The sequence below is a fragment of the Sphingobium sp. S6 genome (assembly GCF_905120495.1).
Lineage (GTDB): Bacteria > Pseudomonadota > Alphaproteobacteria > Sphingomonadales > Sphingomonadaceae > Sphingobium > Sphingobium agri.
Map to the genome: position 1 here is coordinate 16,824 of NZ_CAJHOG010000010.1, position 23,317 is coordinate 40,140.

The window sequence follows — 23,317 nt, forward strand, 5'->3', positions numbered from 1 at the left end:
GTAATTAGATTTAGTCGCGCGGCAAATGACGCGACAATGGAGGGGATAGCATGCGGACCTTTACAGGCTCTTCGCTGTTGGCGCTCATTTTGAGCGCGATCGGGACTGGTGATGCCTTGGCGCAATCTTCAGGCGGTGCGGCGCAGTCTTCTGCCGCAGAACTGGCGGACATCATCGTCACTGCTCAGAAGCGAGCAGTGCCATTGCAGGATGTGCCGGTCGCAGTGACGGCTTTCACTGGCGAGACGATGCGGGCGTCCAACCTTGATGCCCTGACCGGCCTGCGCGGCATGGTGCCCGGCATGACGATTTCACGATCCGGCGCAGCCCTCAACACGCCCCAGATCAGCCTTCGCGGCATCTCACTCCAGGACCCGAACCGCGCCGTCGAATCCGGCATCGGCTTTACGATCGACGGTATTCCGCTGGCGTTTCAGCGCGGCACGCTGCTTGATGCCTTCGATATCGAACGTTTGGAAATCTTGCGTGGCCCACAGGGCCTTCTGTTCGGTCGCAATACGACGGGCGGGACGGTGAACGTCATTCGTTCTCGCCCTGATCCAGACGCGCCCGTCAGCGGCAAACTGCGCGCGACGGTGGGCAGTTTCGGACGAACGGATTTTGAAGGCGTCGTGATGGCGCCGATCATTCCCGGCCTGTTGGCGGTAAAGGGCGCGATCGCGATCAAGAAGCATAAGGGTGAGTTCCGCAACAGCATCACGGGCGATCGCGAAGGCAAACGCGATATGCGGGATTATATGCTATCGCTAGTGGCAACTCCGTCCGACCGGACCAGCATCTATCTGTCACTAGAGCGGATGGAAGATGACAGCGAGGTGCCGCCCTACGTGCCTCTCCTCACTCCGGACCTTATTCCGCTGACCGGTCCCAAGCTGCTCACGCCCAATGGCTTGGGCACGCTGGGTTACCCAACTTACGTTTCAGGGCGCAATATCCAGTGCCTCAATCCCGCAACCTCAATCGTATGCAGGCCGCTTAGCAAAAAGCGCAATGACGTAGAGACATCGCAGTTTCCGGCTTATTACAATCTGAGCGCGATGACATTGGAAGTCGCTCACGAACTGGATGGCGTCAAGCTGGTCAGCCTTTCAGGCTATCGTGAAGACGAAGAGGACCAGCTTGGCGATTTCGACGCGACCCGCTTTGCGATCCAGCGGAACGACAAGCGGGAAAGCTCCTGGCAGTTTTCCCAGGAGTTACGCGCGGAAACGCAGTTCGACGGTCCGATCAACTTCGTGGCGGGCGCATTCTTCATCGAATATGCATTCACCGCGCGGCAATTCCCTTCCGTCGATCTAGCCGGATTGTCGGCGACGACCCCGCCGGGCACAGCCTTCTACAACTCGCTCAACGCCTACCGCATCCATCAGAAGAGCCGTTCCTTCGCGTTGTTCTTTCAAGGCGATTGGGACATCACTGATAAGCTGCGCCTGACGGCAGGCGCGCGGCAGACGTGGGATCGCAAACAGACTAACTTCACGCTCTGGGGACGCATCCTTCAGCCGATCCGCGACCAGTTCGTGCTCGGCCCGCAACAAGGCCCGGTGAACGCTTCGGTCAAGTTCGACCAACTGACGCCGCGCATCGGGTTGCAATATGATGTAAAGCCCGACCTCCTCGTCTACGCCAACTGGAGCCGCGGCTATAATGCTGGCGGGTTTAACGGCCGAGCAGGAAGCATCGTTAACGCCGTCATTCCCTATCGCCCCGAAATCATGGATGCCTATGAGGTCGGTTTCAAGAGCGAGTGGTTCAACCACCGCGTCCGCCTCAACGTCGCCGCGTTCCACAACACGCTGAAGGACAAGCAGGAAGATGTCCTCACAATCGCGCCTGGGGGAGCCGTTGTGACGGCGACCGTGAATGCCGCGAAGGCGCGGTACAAGGGCGTGGAGGCTGAACTCGCGATCGTACCCGTTTCTGGATGGACGATCACTGGATCGGCCGGTTACCTGGACGCGAAATATCTGAGCTTCGTCGGAAATCTTGCCGGACAGGGGCTTGCCGACCTCTCCGGCCTCAAGCTTCGCCGGACCCCCAAATGGACCGCTGGGCTGATATCCGACTATGCGTTTGACCTCGGAGCCGGCCGAGCGGGACTTAATGCCGCACTCTATTACACCTCGCGCTATGAAACGAGTGTACTCAACGATCCACGCGGGTCCATTCCCCCGGTGACAAAAATCGACCTTGCCATGCGCTATGAGTTCCCGGTGCATGACAAGTTAAAGATGACGCTGACCGGCTTCGTCAAGAATGTGACAAACAACACCATTTATGACGGGTTCACGTCCAGCAACACCATCGGATCCTTCATTGACTTTGCGATCCCGTCGGTAGGCCGGACGTGGGGCGTATCCCTGGCGGCAGACTTCTGATGGCGGCCCACGATTTCTTTCACGGCAGTGACAAGATGGCGCTGCTCCAGAATTGCTGGGTTGTACCCGACTTGGATGCTGCGATGGAGCAGTGGCTATCAATGGGGGTGGGGCCATTTTTTCGGCGCGATGCCGATTATCCCGAAGCCCTTTATCGTGGAAAACCAGAGCCGCTCGCCTTCAAGGCTGCGCTGGCCCAAGCCGGTCCGGTTCAGATTGAACTGATCCAACAGACCAGCAAAGGTGCATCCGCCTATCGCGACATGGTTCCTGAAGGTCAGAGCGGCTTTCATCACATGTGCCGGATAGTTCAAAGCGTCGAAGAAGAAATCGAGCGTTTGCGAGCGCGAGGCATAGAGATGGCAAGCGAGTTCCGCTCGGTCGGCGGAGCGAAGGTTGCCTATGCCGACACCCGCAGCGAGCTGGGTTGCATGCTGGAATTGGTGCCTGCAGAGCCAGTGTTGATCAACCTGTTCCGCGACGTGGCCGAAGCCGCACGAAACTGGGACGGAACCGGCCCCATCCGCATGCTGAAGCTCAAGAATGGCGGGAACGTGGAAATGGGAGCGCCACAGTGAAGACAGAGGCAGCCAAGACGCTGGACGAGGTCGCATTCGCGACGGCGGTGGACGTTGTAGTCGCTGGGCTGGGAGGTGCTGGCGCCTCTGCAGCGATTGCCGCCGCCGAAGCGGGAGCAGACGTTCTGGTCATAGAACGGACGTCCGGCGGAGGGGGGTCTACCGCCATGTCCGGCGGCTTCATCTACCTGGGCGGCGGCACGCCTCCGCAAAAGGCCAATGGCTTCGCCGACACGCCAGAGAATATGGCCCGGTTCCTGAGGGCCACGCAGCCGAGGGCCGCGATCGACAAGATTGAGGCCTATTGTGAGGGTAGCGTCGGCCATTATGACTGGCTGATGTCGCTAGGCGTCACGTTCAACGAACGCTATTTCGACGGCAAACATTTCCATCCCCATAGCGATGAAACGCTGGTGTGGACTGGAAGCGAAGCCTGCTGGCCCCTGTCTGAAGCGGCTGAGCCTATGCCTCGGGGGCACAAGCCGGGCGGCGGATTTGTTGGGCATCTTCTGTTCGACCGGTTGCTCCAGCGCCTCAATGAACTAAAGGTACGCGTGATCTACGATGCGGCAGTTAACGCGCTCGTCCGTGACGATGCGGGCGCGGTCGTCGGCATCCAGTATCGACAGGAAGGCCGAAACCTCGCAGTGGCGGCGCGCAAGGGCGTGGTGCTCGCCACCGGCGGCAGCGAATGGAACCGGGAGCTTGGCCTTGCCCATGGATCGAAGGGCGTGCGCGACGGCATCTCACCTCTGGGCGTCCCTACCGCCGACGGGTCAGGCATCGCCCTAGGCCAGAGCATGGGTGCGGCAACCATGGCGCTCGACCAGAGCATGGTGACGTCGCCCTTCTATCCGCCAGCCAGCCTGGTAAAAGGTATATTGGTGAACAGTCTGGGCCGCCGGTTCGTAGCCGAGGATGTCTATCACGCTTGGTCCACAGACGCGATTTTGAACCAGCCCGACGGCAAAGCCTATCTTATCTGCGACAATGTCAATTTCGGGCGGCCAGAGCTTGGCGACATCCGATCCGAGCGCAAGCATGAGGTCGTCGATGCTTGGGACAATATCCCGGAAATGGAGGCCGATCTTGGAATGCCTGAGGGCGCGCTGGTGGAGACGATCGGCAATTACAATCGCTATGCCACAACCGGATATGACGAGGAATTCCGCAAGAACCCCAAATGGCTCGCGCCCATTTCGGAAATACCCTTCGCGGCAATCGATTGTTCAGTAGGATCGGCCTATTTCTGCTGCATTAGCTTGGGCGGCATCGATACTGACGTTGACGGTCGGGCATTGAAGGCCGATGGCACGCCTGTCCCCGGCCTTTACGCAGTCGGTCAGGTTGCCCCCAACCTTTCGGTCGAAGGCTGGGGCTACGCGAGCGGTCTGTTGATCGGCGGCGCGACCTTTTTCGGGCGCAGGGCAGGCAAGGCTGCCGCCGCTGAACCCGTCCGCCTCGCTCTCGATCCCGGCTCGGAGCGCCCGGAATTTCCAGCCGACGCCGCCCGATAACGCGAGAGCGATCGGCCGTCTCCAAACATACGCCTATCATTTCAGGAGCAATTCATGACATCCAACCCAACGGCCAATCTCTACGATAGATTGGAAGAAGATCCCTGGCGTTTCCTGAAACTGAGCCAGGAAGAATTGTTCGACCTGGATTATACTGAGGTCGAAAAGATTCAGCTCGCCCTCTTCCAGCGGCGGTTCCGGGATTTGAAACCCAAATTACGCGCTCTCCAGCGCCTGGCCGAGGAAGTCGGATTAGAAGAAATCAGCGGGTTCGATGACCTCACGCGTCTAGCGATGCCGCACACAATGTTCAAATCCTATTCCGCGCTGGACGTGCAGAAAGCACGGTTCGACAAGCTGACTCGCTGGCTTCAGGCGCTTACTACGCACGATCTGTCGAGCGCTCATGCCGAACACTGCGAGTCGATCGAACAATGGTTGCTGGAAGTCGAGCGTTCGACGCCGCTGCGTCCTGTCACTTCATCAGGAACGAGCGGAAAAATTTCGCTATTCCCGCTCAGTACGGTCGAAGAAAAACTTTTCATCGACAAGAACACCTATATCGTCGAGCCATATCATGACGAGCCGGGTATTTACGCGAAGAGCGGTGAATATGTTTTCGTCTGTCCGTGGCCTTCCCGCTACGGCCGCCATAACATCCCCCTCATCATGCGTGTCTTGAAGGAAAATTGCTACGGCGGCCGGGAAGACATGTTCATCACGCTGGACGATGGCACGCTGACCGCTGACGAAATGTGGCTGAACGGACGACTGCAACGGGCACAGGCGCTTGGCGAGGAACTGGAGCTGAGCCCTGCCGAGCAGGCAATCGCCAAGGCGCTCGCAACCCGCGCGTCCAATGCGGATGAACGGTGGACCCGCTTCATCGAAAATGCCGTGATTGGCCTGAAAGGCCAGAAGGTCATGTTCTACGGAGCGCTCATGAACCTCTACCTCATGGCTGAGGCCTGCCGGAAGATGGACATCTTCGTTGAATGGCATCCCGATTCCATGATCATGACCGGCGGCGGAGCCAAGGGGTTCAGCTTCCCTGAAGGGTGGCGCGATGTCGTCGCGGAACGGTTCCCACATCATGTGCCGGGGCGCGTCAAAGAAGTCTATGGCATGACCGAATCCAGCTCGACTGCGGTCTGCTGCCCCCATGACAAACTGCATCCCCTGCCTTGGGGCATCACTCACCTGATGGACCCGGCAACCGGCCAATCGCTGCCGCGCACAGGCACACAGACAGGACGCATGGTCGTGTTCGACCCCATGCCGACCACCTTCTGGGCCGGAGTCATCACTGGCGATCAGGTGACGGTACATTTCGACGGCGGATGCGCATGCGGGCGCAAGGGTCCGTTCATGGATAATGACATCACCCGCATTTCGGAGCTGAATGGCGGCGACGACAAAATCGTATGTGCCCGCACACCGCAGGCATTCCAGAGCCTAGAAGATTTCCTGGCCAAGGCGTCCTGACCCAATCTGTCTCGGAGTATCTGAAGATGAAAGAATATACTATCCCGCTCATCATCCGGGGCCGCATCATAGAGGATAATCTGGTCCGTTATGAAGGGCGTCGGGGAGAAATCGCTTTCCTCACCCCCGACGTGAACAAATATCTGGACCAGATCGTCCTGCGCAATGGCGCTGACCTGCAGGATTATTATTCCGTCAGCCTGGATAATATTCTCGACTTCCTTGAGGAATTGGGCCGCAGGCTGCACCCGGACATAAATCCCGACATTCGCCTGGCGCTGGAAATGAACATGCAGTCGTCGGGCCAGTCACCCGATATACTGCGCACCGCCTATGTTTCCTTCGCCGCGAACCTGCGGCGGACAATCGTCGAGGAAGCCGTCGATCAAAATATCGGCCGCGACTATCTGGAAGGCTGGAAGCCAAGGCCGCTGCATGACCGGGACGCGATGGTGCGCGCTTTTGGGTCGCGCATCGTTCACCTGAACGCTGGCAACGCACCCAATGTGGCGTTGCACGCGGTGATCAACGGGTCCGTGCTGCGCTGTGACAATATCGTCAAGAGCCCCTCTAACGATCCCTTCACCGCCGTCGCCATCGCAAAGACGATGATCGCGATGGACCCCGACCATCCGATCACCCGCCATATGACAGTTGCTTATTGGAAGGGCGGCGACCTTGGCTTCGAGAAGAAGCTATATGACACACGCAATATCGACAAGATCGTCGCCTGGGGCGGCCCGGCGTCGATGAATCACATCCGTCAGCACTTGACCTCGGGCCTCGACCTGATCGCGCTTGATCCGAAGGTCAGCGCCTCGATCATTGGCGCGGAAGCGTTGGAATCAGAGGAAAAGATGCGCTGGGTTGCACAGCAACTGGCCAAGGACTTCGGCTATTTCAATCAGGAAGGCTGCGGCAATAGCCGTCTCGCCTATGTCGTATGCGGCAGTGATGGGCCTTCGCTCGACCGGCTGAACCACTTTGGCCGACTGGTCCATGAGGCGTTGCAGGCGCTGCCCGCCGCTTATAGCTCGCCCCATCCCGCTTTCGACCCGGTGCTGCGCGACGAAATAGAAGGCATCCGCTACTCCGAAGATTACAGGGTGTTCGGCGTCAAGGCGAATGAGGGCGGCGTGATCGTGTCGCAACAAGCCGAGGCTGTCGAATTCAGCGACCGGATCGGCGGGCGCGTCATCAACATCATCCCCGTCCCCGATCTCGATGCCGCAGTTGCCGCCGTGACCATCCATACGCAGACGATCGGCATCTATCCCGATGCGACGCAGGCGGAGATCGCTGACCGGTGCATGTTGCGCGGGGCGCAGCGGCTCTCACCGCTCGGCTGCATTGCCTATGAGGGACTTGGTTATCCTCATGACGCGATGGAGATCATGCGGAGGCTCGCCCGCTGGGGTGTTCGGGAGCAATTCGACGAAGCCATTGCGGAAGCAGGCGCCGGGATGATGTGCGCGGCCTAACGAGATGCGCACATTTCATGAAGGGGAGCGGGATCAATACGCTCCGACGGGCCGCTCAATGCTGTGATCTTCCCCGATCAGCGGCTCCTGTCAAAGCTCCCCTTCCCTTTTGCCACGCGGCGCGACCGCGCCCTGCGTCAACTTGACGGTAGCGCTCATCGATCAGCTTGACGGCCTCATTTTCCCAGTCATCCATTATGTGACTGATCTTGTGACCGATCTCCGACATTATCTGTCCTACCAGGAGAGGCGAAAGAACAATGGAGATGATTGAAAAAGCTGCGACTTGAGGGTCGGTATCCGCCCGATAATAGCCTTGCCGTACCAAGGTCCGGATCAGTTCCTGCATCCGATTGAAGCTGCCCTGCGACTTTTTCTGCCGGTAGGAATGCCATACCGTCGAATAGGGGCGGAAACTTTCAATCAGGACCACGCTAGCCGTACCGCGGTGGATTTCGAGCACATTCATCCAGCCGCTGACGATCTTGCGGGTGGCGTCCTGGCAGTCGGTCAGGAACAAGCTGTTCAGGTCATTGAGAGTCTGCGCGATGTCGCTGCTCAGATTGTCCAGCGCCGCGTCGATCAAGCCATTCTTGCCGTGATAGTAATAGTGGATCATGCCCGCGTTGGTGCCCGCGGCGGACGCGATCTCCCGCGTCGTCAGGTCCAAATGACTCTTGTTTCGCAAGCCATGCTCCATCGCATGGAGCAACTCGTTCGATACTTCGCGGTTGTCGGAAACCGTCGGTCGACCACGCGCGGCAAATGCACCAGGGCGGGCGTCGCCTAGCTTCGTCATGGGCACCTCTCCATCAACTTATCGATGCAGTCACTCCCGCCGCCATTATCCCATGGAAGGAAGAGAGGCGCAACCGCTTGAAGCCTTACCGCCTCTTTCCTGCAAAGAAGCAGGCGAAAGCCGGCTGCGTCGCGCCTCAGCCATGGATTGATGAACTTACTGCGGAAGCTGGTGCAACGCGCAAAGCTTGTTACCGTCCGGATCACGGAGATAGGCAAGATAGAGGGCTCCCATCGGCCCTTCGCGCACGCCCGGAGCATCCTCAATGGACACGCCGCCATTGGCTACCCCTGCCGCATGCCACGCATCGGCCTGCGCTGGATCTTGAACGGCGAAGCCGACCGTACCACCATTGGCATGGGTCGCTGACTGGCCATCGATCGGTTTGGTAATCAGCAGCGAGAGGCCATTATGCATGTAGATCAGCCGCCCATTATCATCAATGAATGCCGACGGGCCCCCGAGCGCTCCTATCGTTGCGTCATAGAAGCGCTTAGACCTTTCGATGTCATTGCTGCCAAGCACGATATGGGAAAACATGAATCTCTCTCCAAAATAATAGCCCTGCGGGCGTCAACTTGCAGTTAGGCACTCGGTTTATCTCGGAATAAATGACATTTGTCAAAAACTGCTCGCAACGCCGATCTGACGTCGGATGCATCTGTTGCCTCTCAGGCCGGAGCGAGCGCGTCCTGCTTCGCCTCTTGCAAGCAGGATTGGGCAGCTCTGCGGCCCGTGAAGACACAGTCCGCCAGGGAAAGACCGCTAATGTAGGTGCGCGATGGAATGCTTCCTGTTGCCCGGCCCGCTGCATAGAGACCTGGGATCGTGCTGCCGTCGGCGCGTCGGACCGCACCCGTCGCTTCATCTAGCGCCAATCCTCCCAAGGTATGGAAAGTGATGAAACTGTAGCGGTTGGCCAGGGACACATTCATCGCCACATAGGGGCCGTTGCCGAGCGATTTCAAATGATCCTTCAGCTTTGAAAAATCATCGTCATGCCGGTTGCGGACCAAGTCTTCATAGCGGCGCACGGTCTGGCGCAGGCGATTGGGGTTGATGCCGCATTTTTCGGCAAGCACGTCGAGATCCCTAGCTCGCTTCGTGCCGCCAAGCAGAAGATTGAGCATGGCTGGAGCACCAAAGCGCATGAATGCGTCCACGCCGTCCGTGGCCACCTGCCGCATCGCCTTTCGAATGTCCTTGGTGGACATGATCAGCCATGCTTTGCCCTCGGGTTGGGCGGCGATAGCTCGGCCGAGAGTGCCGACATAAACGGCTTCGTTGGCGAACCGGTCGCCCGCCTGGTTGACGAGGATGCCATCCAGCAGCGCCGCGGGCGGAGATTGGACCCGACCTACGAACATGGCATCCATCCCCACGGTATCCGCGCCGAGCGCCGTGCCGAGCTTCACTGCCGTTCCGTCGTCGCCCAGCGTGCCCAAGCGCATCATGGTCTTGTAATGCCTGGCGAGCGTCGGAGCATGCTGGTTGAGCATGTCCAGATTGAAGACAAAACCGCCCGTCGAAAGGATGACGCCGGTCTTCGCCCTGATATAGCGCAACTGGCCATGCTCCTGCTCCACAGCCCGCGCCGCCTTGTTCGCGGCTTCGGCCTTGCTCTCCTTGAATGGAGCGGTAGGCGGGAACTTGTCGTAATATTTCTGATGCTCGGCATGTTTCGCCGCTGGCAGCTCGAGCGCGGCGACGCCGACGACTCGCCCGTTGCCATCGACGACCAAGCTTTGAACGATCGTATGCAGCCTCGTGCGAATGGCCGATCGATCAGCGGTCTCCCGCAGCGCGCGATACAGCTTGTTACCCGTGAATCCGCGTCCAAGTGTCCTATGCCCTCGCGGCGCGGGCTTGGCCTCGCGGCAATACGCTTCCACCTTTTCATTGCCTGAATATTGCAGGAAATAGCCCTCGGGCGGATAGGTCGTCTTGCCTGTATAAAGCTTTGTCCCGAACACAACGCCATGGGCCTGCAACCATTGCAGATTGCCCGCGCTTTGATCGCAAAAGCGCTTCAGCGTCTCCGGCTTGACGACATCGCCGACTTCGAGTCTCAGATATTTCATCATGTTGTCAGGATCGTCGACAACGCCGTTCTGTCGTTGGATGTCCGTTCCGGCGGCATAGACCACGCCGCCGCTGAATGCCGTAGCGCCCCCACCATTGAAGCGGTCGATCGCAATGACGCTTGCGCCGTTTTCGACCAATTCCAACGCGGCGCAGATACCCGCTCCGCCATAGCCGACAATGACAACGTCAGCCGTATCATCCCACTGGAAGCTGTCGGCATCGCCGATGGAAACCTGCGGCTCGCCCTGCATCGATGTCATCATCTCAATCCTTCCGGCCATTCTGGTCCGATATCATTATATTCGTCCGGTCCATCACCCTCTCGCAGCCCCCGCTGGGTCACTAGCGGTGACGGGCCTGTAGATCAGGAACAAAAGGCCGATCATTACAAAGGAGGCGGTGTGAATATAGATGGCCCCGTCATAAGAGCCGCTCATGTCGAAGATTATACCAGCCATCGGCGCTGCAGCGAAGATCAGCGGCACTTGAAAGAGGTAGGACATGCCCATCCCAATGCCGACACGATCACGTCCTAGCCATTCGGCGGTCAATGTGCCGAACAGCGTCAATATCCCGTTGCAACACAGACCGACCGGGATGGACAAGGCAAGGAGGACCGGGAAATTCGCGCCCGCCAGGACTAGGCCGAGCCATGGCGGGATCTGGGCAAGTGAGAGGATGGCGAAAGCCTTCGCTCCACCGATGCGGTCGGCGATCCAGCCGAACAGCGGGGCGCCCGCGACCCCTGCCATCCCCTGCACAGCCAGCAACAGCGAGGCAGATCCAAGGTCAAGCCCGCGGCTAATCGCGAGCGCAGCAAGATGCGTAATCATGACGAGGCCCGCCGCACTGAGCACGCCTACGCCGATGGTCATAACCCAAAAGGCTGGCTCGCGCAGCAATCGTACGGGGGTGCCACGGGCGGCTTGCGCCTCCGGAACCGCGCCGATGCCCGCGCTCCTTGCAAGTTGCCCAACGCGCGCGGGATGATCGATCAGCAGGAACAGCAAGGGGACAAGCGCCGCCATCATCACGCCAAAGCACAGGAAGACGCTGCGCAATCCTATGGATTGGAGCATCATCGCGGCGACCACCGGCATGATCATATTGCCGATGGGCATATTGACGAGGCCGATGGCCTTGCCACGCTCCGATATGAACCAGTTGCTGACGACATGGGTGCAGGGGATAACGCCAATCAAGCAAAAGCCCGGCCCGATCAGCAGCGCATAGCAGGCCAGCATTGCATAAATGGATTGAACATGGGCCATCAGCAGATAGCCCGCGGCGCTGAACAGGGCACCGGCCATCATCAGCAACCTGATAGGGAAGCGCAGCATCAGTGCGCCTGCCAGCGGCGACAATAGCCCCATCGCCAGCGTCAGCACGCTCGACCCTGCCGATGCCAGCGCCCGGGTGGTGCCGAACGCCTTTTGAATGGCGTCCACCAGCGCGCCGTAGCTGCCAAAATTGATGCCCAGGACGATGTTCAACACCACGAACAGGAGCGCGGCCATGCGCCAGCCAGAGAAGGCGCCCTCATTCATCTCCGTCGTCCTCATGAGCATCCCTCCTCGCGGTCCCATCCTCAGGCGCGAAGTGTCATCACAGCGAAATACCCCCATCCACCAGCAGCGTCTGCCCGGTGATGTAGGACGCCTGCTCGGATGCGAAGAATAGCACCGTGTTTGCCAACTCCTCCCCGCGGCCGGGACGATTGCCGAGCGGGATCATGCTGCTCATCAGCTTGACCATGTCCTTGCCGATGTCGCTCTGCGTCGTGGACTGATCAATCGGCGCGATCGCGCCCTGGCCGATGTCGAACCAGCCAAGCCCGATGGAATTGGCGCGCACACCATAGCGGCCTTCCTCCACCGCTATTTGTCGAACCAAGCTCTCGATGCCTGCCTTTGCCGAAGCGGACAAGCCGTCATTGATGAGAACTTTGTAATTGGCGAAGGATGTGCACGCGATCAGGGTGCCGCGGTTCTCCCGCAGATGACCGATGGCGCCGCGCACGATGTGGAAAAAGCCTAGCAGCTCCGAATCCACCTGCAGCTTGAACCGTTCCGGTCCATTTTCAACGATCGGGCAAACCTCGATCACTGGACCCGCCGCATAGACAACCGTATGCACTGGCCCGTATTTTTGGGCGACCTCGTCTATGATTTCCTGCGGCCGTTCCGGCTGCTTTATGTCGGCCTGGTAGGCAGCGGCAGTGCATCCCGCGTCGCGCAGTTCCTTTTCCAGGTGGTCCGCCCGCGCCTTCCCACCGAAATAGGTGAACGCGACCGTGCACCCCGCCTTTGCAAAGGCGCGTGTGATGTGACCACCTGCGCCGCCGCTGCCGCCGAATATGACGACCGCGCCTTCCTTGAAGTCATAGGTTACAGACATCTCATTCTCCTAAGTGCAGTGACGCGCGCTCGTGCAAGATGAGGCTCAAAGCCTCATGCCGCCGCTCGCTTGGATCACCTGGCCCGTCAGCCACCCTGACGCGGGCGACGCTAGGAAAAGCACGATCTGGGCAATGTCGTCAGGAGTGCCGATGCGGCCGAGCGCCGCCATGCTCCTGAACATCTGCATCGCCTCGTCGCTTTCGCGGTAGCCGTTGATAAGGTCCGTATCTACTGGCCCGGGAGCGACGGCGTTGACGCGGATTTTGCGCGGCGCGAGCTCGACGGCCATCGAAACCGTGAATGAATTAACGGCAGCTTTGCTCATGGCATAGGCAAAGCCGGGGGGCTGGGCCATCAGTCCGCTCATCGATGAGATATTGACGATCGCGCCGCCGTCGTTGAAGCGGTTCAAAGCTTTCTGCGTGACGAGTATCGGCGACTTGAAATTGACGCGATACATGCTGTCGATTTCTTCTTCATCGATGGTGGTGATCGGCGAGCTTCGTCCGGCGCCAGCATTGTTGATCAGAATATCCAGCCGTCCCCCAGCCTGCTGATCGAACTGCTCGTACAGCTGAGCGACCCCGTCCGCATGGCTGAGATCCGCCTGGACGATCACGGCATCGCCGCCTGCCTGGCGCACGTCGGCTGCCGTCCGGTCAGCACCTTCACGGCGGGAAGAATAGTGCGCAACGATCCGCGCGCCATTTTGCGCCAAGGCAATGGCAACCTGTCGCCCGATGCCACCTGAGGCGCCGGTCACCAAGGCGACCTTGCCGTCCAATACACCCATCTCAACCTCTCCCAGCAGTGAGCCGACACTCGGCAGACCGGCCATCCGTAACGGACCGCTTTATCTTCCCTCATTACCTGACTAATGTCGTACAAACTGTCAATAGCTCTGGCATATGCGCTTGATACGCGGCCGAACATCGAGAACGCAAAGTCCATTGTATCTACCAATCCGCCGTGTCATAGAAGCTTATATAAGACGGATGTCATTTAATTTCTGGAGAGGACATGGCTGACGAGTTCGACTATATCATCGTCGGAGCAGGCAGCGCCGGTTGCGTGCTGGCGAACAAGCTTTCTGAAAATCCGTCGAATCGGGTGCTGCTTCTGGAAGCTGGTGGCGAAAACAAGCATATCTTCGTTCGCATGCCGAAAGGCGTGGCGAAACTGGTCGGCGACCCTAAGTTCGCCCAGTATTTTCCGGTTCAACAGCCGCGCGAAGACGGGTTGGACGCGAGCGAGATATGGTTGCGAGGTAGAGGGCTTGGCGGCTCGTCCGCCATCAACGGCATGATTTATATCCGTGGCCAACCCGAAGATTTCGAACAATGGGAGGAGCGCGGCGCCAAAGGGTGGGGCTGGAACACCATGCTCCGCGCCTTTAACGCCATCGAGGATCATGAATTGGGGGCGTCGAAAGAACATGGGGTCGGCGGCCCGGTGCATGTATCGACGTCGAAGTTCCATTACCCCCTTGCCGACCGGATGATCGAAGCAGGCGGACAGATGGGGCTGCCGCGCAACGACGATTTCAATGCCGGAAGCCGGGAGGGCGTTGGCTACTATCATCATAATATCAAGAATGGCCGCAGGCAGAGCGCGGCGGTCGCCTTTCTGGACCCAATACGCCATCGACCCAACCTGGTGATCCGAACAGGCGTGCAGGTAGATCGGATCATCATCGAAGAGCGCAGGGCGAAGGGCGTCATGTGCAGGATCGGCGGACAGAAGACGGAGTTCCGCTGCAGGGGTGAAGTCATCGTATCGGCAGGCGCGATCGCTTCTCCCAAGCTGCTCCAGCTTTCGGGGATCGGGCCTGCAGAAGATTTGAAAGCTGCAGGCGTCGATGTTCTTGTCAACAGCCCCGATGTCGGGCGGCGGATGCAGGAACACCCGATTTACGGCATCAACTATGATTTGCAGGGCGAAAAGGGCCTCAATCACCGCTATCGTGGGTTGGGCCTTGCGCGCAGCCTTGCAGAATATTTCCTGTTCAAGGGCGGCCCGATGGCGACGGTACCGCAGGAGATCGGCATCTTTGCGCGCAGCCGTCCAAGCGTTACGCGGCCGGACCTTCAGTGTTTCGTGGGCGGCGTGACTCTGGCGCAGGGAGAGGCGGATGTCGCGGTCCCGACCAACGGCGTCAACAAGACACCCGGCATGATGATCGCAACTGCGATGCTGCGGGCCACCAGTGAAGGCACCCTGACAATCACCTCGCCTCACTCGGACGATCCTTTGCGGATCAATCCCAATTGGCTGACGACGCAGGAGGATTGCGAGACGGCGGTCGCCATGGTGCGGTTCGTGCGCAAGTTGATGGCGCAGCCTGCCATTGCCCCATTCGTCACACGCGAAATTGCGCCGGGTCTGAGCGGCAACGACAGCGACGAACAGATATTGACTGCCGTGCGCCGCCATTTGAGTTGCGGCACCCATGCCGTCGCAACATGCCGGATGGGCAGCGATGACGAGTCCGTGGTGGACCCCCGCACGCGCGTTCGCGGCGTGGAAGGCCTGCGTGTGGTCGATTGTTCGATCATGCCCAACCTGACTTCGGGCAATACCAATGCACCGGCGATGGCGATGGCGTGGCATGCATCATCGCTGATCCTTGAAGACGCGCGCTAGGCGCAAACGAGGCGGCCGCGCGCAAGACCCATAAAGGGCATGCAGCCAGGCGATCGTCTGAAAAATGCAGGAGAGATAATCGTGACCCAATGGGATGAGGAAACAGACGTTCTGGTGATAGGCTCTGGCGCTGCGGGCTGCTCCGCGGCGCTGGCCGCCAGGACAGCGGGCGCAGAGGTGCTGCTGCTTGAACGTACGGACAAGCTGGGTGGTACGAGTGCGGTTTCGGGCGGCGTACCTTGGATTCCCAACAATCATCATATGCATGAGATCGGGCGCAGCGATTCCCGCGAGCAGGCCCTCACCTATCTTCGCCGCATTTCGCTGGGCAAGATGGACGATGTCATGATCGAGACCTTCGTGGACACCGCGCCACAGGTGCTGCTGTTCCTCGAACAGGAGACCGATCTTCGCTTCCGCGCTCTTCAGATGCCCGATTATCATCCTGAATTTCCGGGCGGAAATATCGGCCGTTCAGTGACGGCTGGCATTTTTCCGGCCGGGCAGCTGGGCGAATTACGGCCCGCCCTGCGATCGAGCGCACATTTCCCCATCCCCATTTCCATCGCCGATGTGGAAGACGGCATCAACGTGCTGGATTCCGAGGTCATCGGTGGTCGCCTCAACGAGGACATGGTCGGAATGGGCGGCGCGCTGATGGCGGGGCTGATCAAGGGGGCGATCGACCACGGTGTCCGGATCAGGCGCAACATACGCGTGCTGCGGGTCGTACAGGATGGCCATGTCGTCATCGGCGTCGAAGCCGACAAAGATGGAGAACCGCTGCGCATCGGCGCGCGCAAGGGAGTGATCCTGGCCTGCGGCGGATATGAGTGGAACAAGGAAATGACCCGCCAGTTTCTGCGCGGGCCCTTGCATGGCCCGCACAGCCCGCCCTGGAACGAAGGCGACGGGTTGAAGATGGCGATTCAGGCAGGCGCAGAGCTTGGCAATATGTCGGAAGCCTGGTGGCAGCCATCAGTGACGATACCTGGCGAAGAATATGACGGCCGCCCTCTGGTCCGGCTGACCGGCATCGAACGGTGCGGCCCCGGATCGATCATCGTCAACCGGATGGGTCGCCGGTTCGTCAATGAAGCGTGCAATTACAATGACATTGGGCGCGTGTTTCAAGCGTTCGATCCGGTCAATTTCGACTATCCCAACCTGCCTGCCTGGCACATCGTCAGCCAGGATTATATGGACCGCTTCCCGTTCCTGACGCGCTACCCGGGCGATCCGGTCCCGTCCTGGATGGCGAGCGCGGACACGCTTGCTGAACTGGCAGCGAAGATCGGCGTCGATCCTGCCGGGTTGGAGGCAGAGGTCGCGCGCTTCAACGATAATGCACGCAAAGGCGTCGACCCGGACTTCCACCGCGGAGAAAGCGTCTATGAACATTATTGGGGCGATCCTGCCGCCGAAGGCCCTGCAAGGACGCTGGGGCCGCTCGAGCGCGGACCTTATTATGCCGTAGAAACCAAGATCGGGACAATCGGCACGAAGGGTGGTCCGCGCACCAACGAGCGCGCCGAAGTAATGAGCCTGTCCGGCGGCATCGTCCCCGGCCTTTACGCGGCGGGTAACGCCATGGCGAGCATCATGGGCATGGCCTATCCGGGCGGCGGAGCGACGCTGGGCCCGGCGCTGACCTTTGGCCATATCGCCGGGCGCGAAGCCGCGCGCGGCTCCAACCGCTTCTGAAAACCCCTGTCCAGCGGAAGCGGCCTGCCCCTTCCTGCGATGCTGACGAAGGAATTTCATCATGAATGATCCAAAAATTGTCGCGACTTATTACACGATCGCAGGCGATGCCTATCCAGGCGCGCCGGTCGCTAGTCCTTTCCCGTTGGAGCGGCGTGCCGCCGCAGCGGTGGCGGCAGGATATTATGGGATGGGGCTGTCAGGGGATGATCTGGCCGCAAACGTCGCGCTCCACGGCACGGCTGGCATCCGCCGCATCCTGAACGATGCCGGAGTTCAGTTCCTGGAAGTCGAATGCCTGACCGACTGGTTCGCACAGGGCGAGGCGCGCGCTGCTTCCGACAAGATGCGGCGCCTATGGCTGGATACCGCCATGGAGATCGGGACCAAGCATATCAAGATCGTCGGGGACATCAGCGACAGCGGTGTCTCGATGGAAACAATGGCCGCAGACTTCCGGCTGCTGAGCGAGCAGGCTGCCGAGGTGGGTGCCTATGTTTCGATCGAGGTCTTCCCGCTGGCGAATATTCGCGATCTCAAGTCGGGGCGGCAACTCATTGAAATGGCGGGTTCGGACAATGGCGGGCTGTTAATCGACATTTGGCACATGACGCGTCCGGGGATTCCCTATGATGAAGTAGCCGCCCTGCCCGCCAGCTATATCAAGCATGTCGAACTGGACGATGCGGCCGCTGAAGTCGTTGGCGGCATTTTCGACGATTCGACGGACAATCGCCTTCTGCCAGGCGAAGGTAGCTTCGACGTGCCGGCATTTCTGCGTGCGATCGCGGCGACCGGATATGATGGCTGTTACGGGGTCGAGATGCTGTCGCACGAATTCCGCGCGCTCGAACCGGAAGAAGCGGCGAAGCGGTCCTTCGACGCCGTCGCCCGCCAATTCGCACTGGCACGGGAAGATGCCTGATCTGCGGCGGCGCCTCCCGCGAGGAGGCGCCGCTGCAGTGCTCATAGATGTTTCGGGAGGATAAGGTGTCAGCGCAGGATCGAATTGAAGAAACCGACGTCATCGTGATCGGCTCGGGCGCGGCCGGGCTGGCAGCGGCCCTGAGCGCACGCCATGCCGGAGCGGATGTCGTCATTTTGGAACGTTCGGAAAAGCTTGGCGGGACCACGGCGATGTCCGGTGGCGTGCCCTGGATCCCATGCAACCACCATATGCATGAGGTCGGGTCCAGCGACAGCCGCGAGGCAGCGCTTACCTATTTGCGCCGCCAGTCACTGGGCCGCATGGACGACGATATGATCGAAACCTATGTCGATCAGGGTTCAGACGTCATCAAATTCATCGAGGCGCAGACGGACATTCGCTTTCGGGCGCTCAAATGGCCCGATTATCATCCCGAACTGCCCGGTGGGACATATGGCCGGTCGCTGTCGGCTGGATTGTTTCCCGGTGAGAAGCTGGGGGCGTTACGGCCCAGGCTGAGGGGCAGCCTGACCTTTCCAATTCCGGTCTCCAGCAACGACCTGGAGGACGGCGTTGACATCTTCGACCCCGCGATCATCGGCGAACGGCTGGAAAAGGGTTTGGTGGGTGTCGGCAATGCCCTAGTAGCAGGACTGGCGGCCAGTCTGGTCGAAAAGGGCGTCCACATCCTGTTCGGCATGCGGGCGCAAGGTCTCATCATGCAGGACGGCGCGGTCACGGGCGTTACAGGCAGCCAGAATGGCGAGCCATTTCAGATGCGTACGGGCAGGGGCGTCATCATTGCGAGCGGCGGCTTTGAATGGAATGCCGGTCTGGTGAAGGACCTGCTGCGCGGCCCACATGAGGGGGCCGCAAGTCCATCCGATAATGAGGGCGATGGCTTACTGATGGCGGCGGAGGCTGGAGCCGCCCTCGCCAACACCGATGAGGCATGGTGGATGCCGATCATGAAAATCCCCGGCGAGGAATATGAGGGTAAGCCAGCGATCCGTTTCGCAGTGACGGAACTCACAAAGCCCGGATCGATCATGGTGAACCGCAAGGGGCAGCGGTTCGTCAACGAAGCCTGCAACTACAACGACCTCGGCCGCTCCTTTTTCCAATTCGATCCGCAGACGTTCAACTATCCCAATCGGGAAGCTTGGATCATCTTTCACCACGCCTATCTGGACAAATATCCGGTGCTGACGCGCTATCCCGGGGACCCGGTTCCGAGCTGGATGGTGCAGGCGGCGACGCTGCGCGAACTGGCCGACCAGATCGGCGTCGATGCCGATGGCCTTGAGCGAACGGTTCAGCAGTTCAACGAAACGGCGCGAGAGGGCGCTGATCCCCAATTCCATCGCGGCGAAAGCCAATATGATCGCTACCATGGCGACTGGGCTCTGGAGGGCCCCTTTCAAACCGTCGGCCCCCTCGATCAGCCGCCCTTCTATGCCTGCCGCGTCTATCCCGGCGTCCTGGGAACGAAGGGAGGTCCGAAAATCAGTGTCAGAGCCGAAGTGCAGAATTTGCGGGGGGGCCACATTCCCGGCCTTTATGCAGCGGGCAACGCCGCGGCGGGTATCACGGGCATGGCCTATCCAGGCGCAGGCGGGACGATCGGCCCGGCCCTGGTCTTCGGCCACATCGCCGGGCGCGAAGCTGCGGTCAGGACGAACCGTCGATAGCAGCTCACAATGCGATACACCTATTTACCGTTCGCATGTTTACTTAGTTGACAATCGTCGTGAATGGTGCTGAAGTGCGATCGCCTGATAGGTGTGCGATGTGTCGCACGAACTGCGAAGCGACCGAAGATGGTGCGACGTCTTGAAGGGGCACGAAAAGGACATTGCAATGTCCGCCTTACCCGTTTTCGTTCGATTAGCTGATAATCATAATCGTTAGCTTAGGGGAAGATCATGAGGAAAAAGGCATTTTCTGTCGTAGGCTTGTTGTTGGCGAGCGTGGCACCGGCGCCGCTGCTTGCCCAGACTGATGCGGCCGCGCAAAATGATGCAGCGCCCCAGTCCTCGCCAACAGGCCTCACCGATATCATCGTCACGGCCCAGCGCCGCAGCCAGAATCTGCAGGACGTTCCTGTTGCCGTCACGGCGTTTACTGGGGAAGCTCTCGAAACGAAGGGCATTGCCCGTGTGGCAGACCTGCAGCAGGCTGACTCCTCGCTGTTCGTGTCACAGATGTCCGGTGTCGTCATCCCATTCCTGCGCGGCGTCGGAAATCCCGGGGCGTCTACCCCCGGGAACGAGGCAAGCGTTCCGGTCTATATCGATGACGTTTATTATTCCCGTCTTGCCAGCGCCTATCTTGAACTAGCGAACATCGAACGTGTCGAAGTGCTGAAAGGTCCGCAGGGTACATTGTTCGGCCGGAATTCGACCGGCGGCTTGATGCAAGTCTTCACCCGCGATCCTGGTGACAGCACGGATCTCTCGGCAACGCTGGGCTATGCCAATTACGACACGATCAGCGGAAAGTTGTATGCCGCCACACCATTGGGAGATGGCGTCGCCGCCGGTATCTCCGTTGTCGGGCTGGATCAGCGCAACGGATGGGGAAGAAACGAATTCCTGGACAAGGACACGTACAAGCGCAAATTCTATAATATTCGCTCCAAGCTTGTCTTTGAACCCAGCGATACGACCAAGATCCGGTTGAGCGGCTTCTACACTTATCAGCGGCAGAACCAGGGCAACGCCGTCAGTATCTATCCAGGCACGACCCGTGGCTATCCTTTGGGATCGCCCCTTCAGGGCACGCAATATTTCGATCCTCCAGGCTTTTACGATATCTACGCCAACACCGAGATTTTCCACCGGTTGCGTGGTTGGGGAGGGTCGATCAAGATCGATCAGGAACTTGGCTTCGCCGATTTCACAAGCATCACCTCCTATCGGAAGGCAAAGGAACTTCTGAATTATGAGGGCGATCACACCGAGTTGAACTGGCTAGCCTTCCCGATCAGGATCGGAGACCGGCAGATAACGCAAGAACTCCAGTTGAAATCACTGCCTTCCTCGAAGATCAGCTGGATTCTCGGTTTCTTCTATATGAATTCGCGCACGAACGTAAATGTCCGCATCAATGGCGATGCTCTCACTTTGAACGGGCTCGCCAGCCAGAATATCCACAGCCGACAGAAGATCGAATCCCTCGCCCCCTTCGCACAGGCCACTTTCCCTGTCGTCGATGACAAGACCAATGTCACGATTGGCCTACGTTATACGAAAGATCGCGTTCAGGGGGACGGCCAAGTGTCGCTGACCCCGCTGGTTGGAGCCGACATACCCGCAGCGCCGGATTATCATCAAGTGGCAAGCTTCGACAAGTGGACCTACAAGGTCTCGGTCGATCATAATTTCACCGATGACATAATGGCTTATGCGACATGGAGCCGCGGCTACAAGTCGGGTACGTTCAATACCATTCCGCTGAGCGCTCCGCCGACCAATCCGGAAACGGTGACCTCCTATGAAGCAGGCCTGAAGATGACCCTGTTCGATCGGAGGGTACGCGCAAACGTCGCAGTGTTCCGCAACGACATCAAGGACCCGCAGGTCCAGCTCGTTCAATTAGTGGACACCCCTGCTGGGCCGACGCCGTTCGTCGCATTCGCGAACGCTGACAAAGCGCGCACCAAGGGTTTCGAATTCGATACATCCTTCCAGGTGACCGAGCGACTAAGGCTTGACCTGGCGGGGCAGTATCTCTGGGCGAAATTTATCAGCTTCGACAGTGCGCCGATCAACGTTCCCATCTTCACGCCGCCTTGGGGCGTCACCCTGGCCGTTGGCGACGTTGGCGGCAACCGGCTTTCCCAGACGCCCAAATGGAAGGTCAATGCGGGCTTCAACTATGAGCTACCGACCGCTGTCGGCCAGTTCAGCTTCGCCGGGCAAATGTCCTATCGTTCCAGCTTGAAGTGGGACCCGGACAACATCCTTACGGAACCCAAGCTGACGCTGTTCAATGGCAGCATCTCGTTCAAGCCGGAATTCAACAATAAGCTGACCTTCCGCTTGTGGGGCGCCAACCTTACGAACGAGAAATATTTTAACAACGAGATTCCGCAGACCAATACGCCGGCCGGTGACTTGGGCGGTGTTGGAGATCCGCGGACATATGGGGTCGAGGTCCGTTTCGATCTCTGATCATGGTCGCCTGCGTGGTTGCTGAAAAACAGAATGTGACCCGCGCCGAATTCAATCGACGCGGGTCATGAACCTGGCCAGCCATGTCTATGGTCCACAGGGCGCCCTCGCGCCCTTTTGCCGCCCTTTGGAGGCCCTATGCTGCTGCACGAAGATTACCCCCATACGGTCCCGGCACGGGCTTGGCTTCGTTGGAAGGAAAATTACTTCTGGGTCTTCATGGACCCCGATCGTGACCTGTGCTGCCTGGCCCATAGCACGGCGGAGCCGACTTTTGACCGGGCGTTCGCCTCCTTCACCGTCCTGCATAAGGGTGTGAAGGTCAGCCACAGCGGCGAGGTTCCTCTACCTCAGCCCTTCGAGCATCAGAAGCTGCTGCGTTACGGGAACCAGAGGATTCATTTCCTGAAGCCGCAGGAAAAATTTCTCGTTGAATATGAGGATGACACGGTAGCGGCTTCTCTCCATTTCACGCGCCGGATGCATCTGTTCGACTTTCTCGCTTGCGCGGACGTCAATCCGGACCAGTTCTCCATTTCCGAAAATACCGCCCTCGATCGATTTGGCTTTCGCCATCAAGGCCAATGCATGAATGCAACCGGGGTGGTGACGTTCAAGACCGGGGAACTCGCAGGCCTGTCGGTGGACGTGGACGGGTCAGGCTATCGCGACCACAGTTGGGGCATGCGCAATGACCAGATCGTGAAGGATCACAACTGGTCATTCTTCAACTTCCCGACCATGGGCTTTCATCTTTTCACGGTGCGCAACATCGTCCGTCCTGAAAATATGACGGCAGAAGGCTATATCGCGCGGCCGGAGGGCAATGAGGTCATCAAAACACTCAGAATCGAGAATGTCGGTGAAGGGCCGGAAGGCATGCCCGACAAGGTCATATTCCACACCGTCACGCTGGGCGGTGAGACCTTCACCCTGACCGCCGACGTCGGCAATGCCTTTGCCCGCTTGCCTCTACATTCGCAAAAGCCCGGCGCGAAAGTCTATTACAATGTCGAGAATATGTGCCGAGTGCGGTGCGAAGAAACGGGGGAAGAGGGTCTCGCCAATGTCGAAATCGGCACATTGAAGGACGCCTGAAGCGCCAGCATGCCATCCGGCTCACA

Annotated in this window: 17 protein-coding genes; 11 read left to right on the plus strand and 6 right to left on the minus strand. The window is 59.3% G+C overall.

All coding sequences use genetic code 11. The annotated features are described in order from the left end of the window. Positions 1 to 50 precede the first annotated feature (50 nt). From SPHS8_RS17420 to SPHS8_RS17440, 5 genes are read left to right on the plus strand one after another with little or no spacing between them, the layout of a single operon-like run. The gene (locus SPHS8_RS17420; RefSeq protein ID WP_201516598.1) at positions 51 to 2,399 is read left to right on the plus strand and encodes a TonB-dependent receptor; all 2,349 of its coding nucleotides are present in this window, start codon (positions 51 to 53) and stop codon (positions 2,397 to 2,399) included. Next, the gene (locus SPHS8_RS17425; protein ID WP_201516599.1) at positions 2,399 to 2,977 is read left to right on the plus strand and encodes a VOC family protein; all 579 of its coding nucleotides are present in this window, start codon (positions 2,399 to 2,401) and stop codon (positions 2,975 to 2,977) included. The genes SPHS8_RS17420 and SPHS8_RS17425 overlap by 1 nt, the downstream gene beginning before the upstream one ends. Then, positions 2,974 to 4,494: an FAD-dependent oxidoreductase gene (locus SPHS8_RS17430; protein ID WP_201516600.1), complete on the plus strand. Its 1,521-nt coding sequence runs from the start codon at positions 2,974 to 2,976 to the stop codon at positions 4,492 to 4,494. Before SPHS8_RS17425 ends, SPHS8_RS17430 begins: the two co-directional genes overlap by 4 nt. 54 nt (positions 4,495 to 4,548) lie before the next feature. Beyond that, on the plus strand, positions 4,549 to 5,979 hold the full coding sequence (locus SPHS8_RS17435; RefSeq protein ID WP_201516601.1) for a hypothetical protein: 1,431 nt from the start codon (positions 4,549 to 4,551) through the stop codon (positions 5,977 to 5,979). Between the two features lie 26 nt (positions 5,980 to 6,005). After that, positions 6,006 to 7,460: an acyl-CoA reductase gene (locus SPHS8_RS17440; RefSeq protein ID WP_201516602.1), complete on the plus strand. Its 1,455-nt coding sequence runs from the start codon at positions 6,006 to 6,008 to the stop codon at positions 7,458 to 7,460. A 55-nt stretch (positions 7,461 to 7,515) separates the two neighbouring features. Here the strand turns inward: SPHS8_RS17440 and SPHS8_RS17445 are convergent, their stop codons facing one another. From SPHS8_RS17445 to SPHS8_RS17470, 6 genes are all read right to left on the minus strand, one after another. Continuing rightward, the gene (locus SPHS8_RS17445) at positions 7,516 to 8,259 is read right to left on the minus strand and encodes a TetR/AcrR family transcriptional regulator (RefSeq protein ID WP_201516603.1); all 744 of its coding nucleotides are present in this window, start codon (positions 8,257 to 8,259) and stop codon (positions 7,516 to 7,518) included. Between the two features lie 156 nt (positions 8,260 to 8,415). Continuing rightward, positions 8,416 to 8,799: a VOC family protein gene (locus SPHS8_RS17450; protein ID WP_201516604.1), complete on the minus strand. Its 384-nt coding sequence runs from the start codon at positions 8,797 to 8,799 to the stop codon at positions 8,416 to 8,418. Between the two features lie 131 nt (positions 8,800 to 8,930). After that, complete coding sequence (locus SPHS8_RS17455) at positions 8,931 to 10,607, minus strand: FAD-binding protein (protein WP_201531120.1); 1,677 nt, start codon at positions 10,605 to 10,607, stop codon at positions 8,931 to 8,933. Positions 10,608 to 10,658: 51 nt separating this feature from the next. Continuing rightward, entirely contained in the window at positions 10,659 to 11,906 is a 1,248-nt protein-coding gene (locus SPHS8_RS17460) for an MFS transporter (protein WP_201516606.1), read from the minus strand. A gap of 43 nt (positions 11,907 to 11,949) precedes the next feature. Further along, positions 11,950 to 12,741, minus strand: coding sequence for an SDR family NAD(P)-dependent oxidoreductase (locus SPHS8_RS17465; protein ID WP_201516607.1), 792 nt, complete (start codon positions 12,739 to 12,741; stop codon positions 11,950 to 11,952). A 45-nt stretch (positions 12,742 to 12,786) separates the two neighbouring features. Beyond that, a complete protein-coding gene (locus SPHS8_RS17470) occupies positions 12,787 to 13,581 on the minus strand; it encodes an SDR family NAD(P)-dependent oxidoreductase (RefSeq protein ID WP_201516608.1) in 795 nt (264 codons plus the stop codon). Positions 13,582 to 13,763: 182 nt separating this feature from the next. Here SPHS8_RS17470 and SPHS8_RS17475 point away from each other — a divergent pair, with 182 nt between their 5' ends. The 6 genes from SPHS8_RS17475 to SPHS8_RS17500 all read left to right on the plus strand — a co-directional run bounded on the left by SPHS8_RS17475 (position 13,764) and on the right by SPHS8_RS17500 (position 23,291). Continuing rightward, positions 13,764 to 15,386: a GMC family oxidoreductase gene (locus tag SPHS8_RS17475; protein WP_201516609.1), complete on the plus strand. Its 1,623-nt coding sequence runs from the start codon at positions 13,764 to 13,766 to the stop codon at positions 15,384 to 15,386. 81 nt (positions 15,387 to 15,467) lie between these two features. Next, the gene (locus tag SPHS8_RS17480) at positions 15,468 to 17,090 is read left to right on the plus strand and encodes an FAD-dependent oxidoreductase (RefSeq protein WP_201516610.1); all 1,623 of its coding nucleotides are present in this window, start codon (positions 15,468 to 15,470) and stop codon (positions 17,088 to 17,090) included. Positions 17,091 to 17,151: 61 nt separating this feature from the next. Continuing rightward, on the plus strand, positions 17,152 to 18,015 hold the full coding sequence (locus SPHS8_RS17485; RefSeq protein ID WP_201516611.1) for a sugar phosphate isomerase/epimerase family protein: 864 nt from the start codon (positions 17,152 to 17,154) through the stop codon (positions 18,013 to 18,015). 65 nt (positions 18,016 to 18,080) lie between these two features. Next, positions 18,081 to 19,709, plus strand: a complete 1,629-nt coding sequence (locus SPHS8_RS17490; protein WP_201516612.1) for an FAD-dependent oxidoreductase — start codon at positions 18,081 to 18,083, stop codon at positions 19,707 to 19,709. A 234-nt stretch (positions 19,710 to 19,943) separates the two neighbouring features. Then, entirely contained in the window at positions 19,944 to 22,193 is a 2,250-nt protein-coding gene (locus SPHS8_RS17495; protein WP_201516613.1) for a TonB-dependent receptor, read from the plus strand. A 138-nt stretch (positions 22,194 to 22,331) separates the two neighbouring features. Continuing rightward, positions 22,332 to 23,291, plus strand: a complete 960-nt coding sequence (locus SPHS8_RS17500) for a hypothetical protein (protein WP_201516614.1) — start codon at positions 22,332 to 22,334, stop codon at positions 23,289 to 23,291. The last annotated feature ends 26 nt before the right edge of the window (positions 23,292 to 23,317 follow it).